The sequence below is a fragment of the Streptomyces sp. NPDC090442 genome (genome assembly GCF_044769405.1).
In the GTDB taxonomy this organism is placed as follows: Bacteria; Actinomycetota; Actinomycetes; order Streptomycetales; family Streptomycetaceae; genus Streptomyces.
Genome location: NZ_JBIVXW010000177.1, coordinates 1 through 3,975 on the forward strand (window position 1 = coordinate 1; position 3,975 = coordinate 3,975).

Genomic DNA, 3,975 nt, shown 5'->3' on the forward strand with positions numbered 1-3,975 from the left:
CCCGTCGCGAGCGCGGGTCGGGCACCGAGTCAAGGTAGGGGCGCAGATCAACGACCCGGTCAACATCCAGCGGACCCAGTTTCACCAGCACGGCATTTGCAACAGCCCTGCACTTGAGAGCCGCGGCTTCGTTGGGGAAGTGTCCGCGGGCGCGGACGGCCAGCATGCTGAGGCTCGACATGACCCAGCGGGCAATTTGCGCATGACAGGGCAACTGTGATAGCGCAGTAGTAGAGTAGAGCGTGATTCGCATGACCTGTGACGACGTTATCGCAGGTCATGCAACTACGGAGCTCTGATGCGATGAACTTCTTCCCCTCGCTCTCGCGGGAGTAGGTATCACTGCCATCGGTGCTTCCAGTCGTCGCGTCACAGCTCGCCACTCGATCGGTGGTCGAGTTGAAGGAGCTCAATGAATATATGGACGATGCGGGCTGCGATCCCCGGCCGGCGCTATCACGAGGGCCGCGCGGTCGACGCCATCTGTCGAGGAGCCCGAATCATGATTACGCGACTCATCCGCCAGCCTTGGGTGGACATCCCGTTTAGTCGGGTTACCGTGATGGGCCATGGCAGGAGTGACACCCTCATGCCCAACATGGACGCCACACTCACGTAAATGTCTCACTTGACTCGGCATCTACCGGTTTAAGGCTACGGCGTCCAAGAGTACATGTTGATCGACTCGCCGGCACCAGAGCTCCCCGACTGCGGGCCCGACCTTCGAAGATGTAAGGCCCTTTTGAACAACACTCTTAGACAAAGGAAGTGCGGCATGAATGGTTCCGATTTCGTAGAAGAATCAGGTGCGGTCGAGCCAGAGGCCCTGTTCTCCTGTGGCACGAGTGTGGACGAGGAATTTGCTGAGCCCCGGATCTCGGAGCTGTCGGCGGTGCGGTTAGCTGACGGAAAGGTATCGGTGGCCGGGCGTGCGTACCCGCCGGGTGTTAACGTTCATGCGCTTACCCCCACAGGGGAATGGCCCTCGATCGGCACTGTCCGGCCCGACGGTACCTTCTCCAACCCCAACCTTCACGACGGCTACCTGGCCGATGGCCGGGAGATGCTGAAAGTAGAACTGCGGTACGGCACCCCGCCCTACCCGACACGGGAAACCAAGGTCTCGGAGCTGTCGGCGGTGCGGTTAGCTGACGGAAAGGTATCGGTGGCCGGGCGTGCGTACCCGCCGGGTGTTAACGTTCATGCGCTTACCCCCACAGGGGAATGGCCCTCGATCGGCACTGTCCGGCCCGACGGCACCTTCTCCAACCCCAACCTTCACGACGGCTACCTGGCCGATGGCCGGGAGATGCTGAAAGTAGAACTGCGGTACGGCACCCCGCCCTACCCGACACAGGAAACCAAGGTAATTCCCGTCTACAAGCAGGGTCAGCCGGGGATATTCCCCCAGCCACGATCCTTGACGATCTCTCCCCTGCCGTCGGCTGAATCTGAAGCTGTGCGGGTGTCACAAAGGTTTGAGTGGGCTGACTGGCAGCCGACCGGATTTTACCTCAACCCGCAGACCGATCTGACGGTGAACGTTACCGGAGACATGGGTGGGGCGTCGCTGGAACTGGTGATAGGCACCCCCTCCCTGGTCGTGCCGTGGAATACTGCAGCTGACCGCGGCGTCATGTTCCGCAGGCTCACGCGCGGGGCCAATACCGTCGCGGACTACTCGTACGGCGGAATTCTCTCCCTGCGCTACGTCACCGGCGACATCGACCAGAGCGCACCCGCCGTCACCGTGGCTCTGGGGCCCGCGGCCGAACCGATGCCCTTCTTCCGGGCAGGAGTGACCACTAACGCACAGTGGCAGGCCATGCTGGATGTCTCAACAGTGCCGCTGGTGGAACTCACTAGCTCGCGCATAACAGTCACCGGCACCCTGACCAGCGCCAGGCAGGCACAGGGAAGGGACGCGGTTGCCTTGATGGATGCCTTCGACAGGGGCATCGAGGCGCAGAATGCAATCGCCGGACTGGACAGCAGCACACTCCGCAACCGCCCCAGCCCGCTGCGCCCGCTCTTCGTCGAGACCCGCACCGGCGTCTCCCCAAATGCCAGCACATACCGTGCCGTCATCTCCTACCCCTCCAAGGGGCTCTTTGAGGCCGGCAGCGTCAAGGACGGCTGGGTGTTCTGGCATGAGCTCGGGCACCACCGGCAGTCCCCGACGTGGAACTGGGACGGGAGCCTGAGTGAGGTCACCGTCAACATCTACGGGATGGCCGCCTTGCGCCTGTGGCACGAACCAGGCGCATTCCCCGGCGTCGGAGTCGGCCCCGGCTACTGGGACCAAGCGGTGCTCTATCTGGCCAAGCCCGACCAGGAGCGCGAATTCGACAACCCAGACACCGTACCCGGCCGTATCCGGGAGGTCATGTTCGAGCAACTCCGGGTCGCCTTCGGCGACAGCTTCTACCCCAACCTGGAGAAAGCGGTGCGGCTGGCCGAAGATCCCGGCAGCCCTGCAGGCAGGAAGAAGCTGTTCCAGGTCGAAGCCAGCAAGGCCGCCAGGAAAGATCTGTCCGAATACTTCACCAAATGGGGCCTGCGGCCCGACCGGCAGACACTCGAGGAGATCGCCGCACTGAATCTTTCCCAACCGGATACAGACCCGACCACCAGACCTGTATTCAAAGGCAGCAGCGCCGGGCGAGTGTTGGGTGGGGTGGCGTTCTGGACCGGCGACCGCAAGGTGCACGTCATCGGGCACGCCTGGCCCCGAAGCGGAATAGTCCAGACGCAGCACGCCTGGGCAGGCTGGCGCGACATTGCCACCGCCGATGAACACCTCGTGTTCGAGAACGACCACCTCACCACCGACTTCCTCGCCGACGGGCAGGCCTTCCTCAAGGTACGGGTCAGCGGCAACCTCATCGACACCCGTGAAATCAAGGTCGTGGACAGGCCAGGCGTGTCCCAGCTGTCAGCAGTGCGGATGCCTGACGGGAAAATATGGGTTACCGGGCGCGGGACCCCAAAGGGCGTGGGTGCCCAAATTGCAGTCAACCCCAGTTACGGTTCCTGGCCCCACTTCGCCGAAATCCGTAGTGACGGCACGTTCGAGAACGATCACCTCCGGGACGACTGGCTGTACCGCCCCGACACCCTGCGGGCCCGGATTGAATACGAAGACCGAGACTACGGACCCTACGATTTCCCGGTGGTCGATTTTCCCGGGGTTGAGAAGCCGTTGATCGACAGCGCGACATGGGTCCGGCGGGACACCGTTTCTCACGTAGAAGGATCAGGATTTCCCGGCGCGAAACTGAAGGTCAAGTTCCGTCTCGTCACCGTGGACGAGATGGAACGCGAATTGGATGACCCTGTGAAGCCGGATGGTCACATCAGCCTGGATATCGCAAATAATTACGGCTACGTGCAGCTTGCGATATGTCAGTTTGCAACTGAATGGTCGGATTATTCTCCTTATGTGACAGTGGTAGCCCCAACAAGCAATGCCGCGTAGTTAAGAAACGACGAGGATTTTGATGTCCGGTGGGTCGGGGTGGCGGATGGTGGTTTCGGTACGTTGTTTCTTCCGGTAGGCGTGGACGTGGATGCGTTTGACGGCTCGTGGGCTGGTGCGGTGGCGCCGGTGCGGGTTGGGCCTTTCGAGGATTTCCGCTTGGGCTACTTCAAGGGCTTTCGCGAGACGCTGAGGGGGAAAAGCTCGCCTGGTCAGTGATCTGACGGCGGATGATGCGCAGTGAGCGGAGGAAAGACAGTCTGTCGGGGCCGATGTCGGCCTGGTCGCCTGCTTCACACATCAGATGCCGGACTGCATAGTGCGTTAGCAGGAGCGCCCAGATCTCTTGCTCGATCATGTCCGGGGACTTCGAGCGCAGTACAGCACCGCGCCCTCTTTGATCAGGGCTGTTGCAAAGTCCGGGTGTTGGGATGTTTGGGCAGGTCAGGGGAGTTTCAGTAGGTCGAGGGGGCGGTTGAAGGGCTGGTAGGACATCT

General features: G+C 61.7%; 2 protein-coding genes and 1 pseudogene. 1 reads left to right on the plus strand and 2 read right to left on the minus strand.

Annotated features, from left to right (window positions below):
* A partial coding sequence (locus tag ACIQU6_RS43930; protein ID WP_403488221.1) for a hypothetical protein occupies positions 1 to 253 on the minus strand: 253 nt, incomplete at its 3' end.
* Between the two features lie 522 nt (positions 254 to 775).
* Between ACIQU6_RS43930 and ACIQU6_RS43935 the strand changes: the two genes are divergently transcribed.
* Positions 776 to 3,478 (plus strand): M60 family metallopeptidase, encoded by a 2,703-nt coding sequence (locus ACIQU6_RS43935; protein WP_403488223.1) that lies wholly within the window; start codon positions 776 to 778, stop codon positions 3,476 to 3,478.
* 169 nt (positions 3,479 to 3,647) lie between these two features.
* On the opposite strand, the pseudogene ACIQU6_RS43940 reads toward ACIQU6_RS43935, so the two are convergent.
* Positions 3,648 to 3,878, minus strand: a pseudogene (locus ACIQU6_RS43940) (IS4 family transposase); the annotation flags it as partial.
* Positions 3,879 to 3,975: the final 97 nt, after the last annotated feature.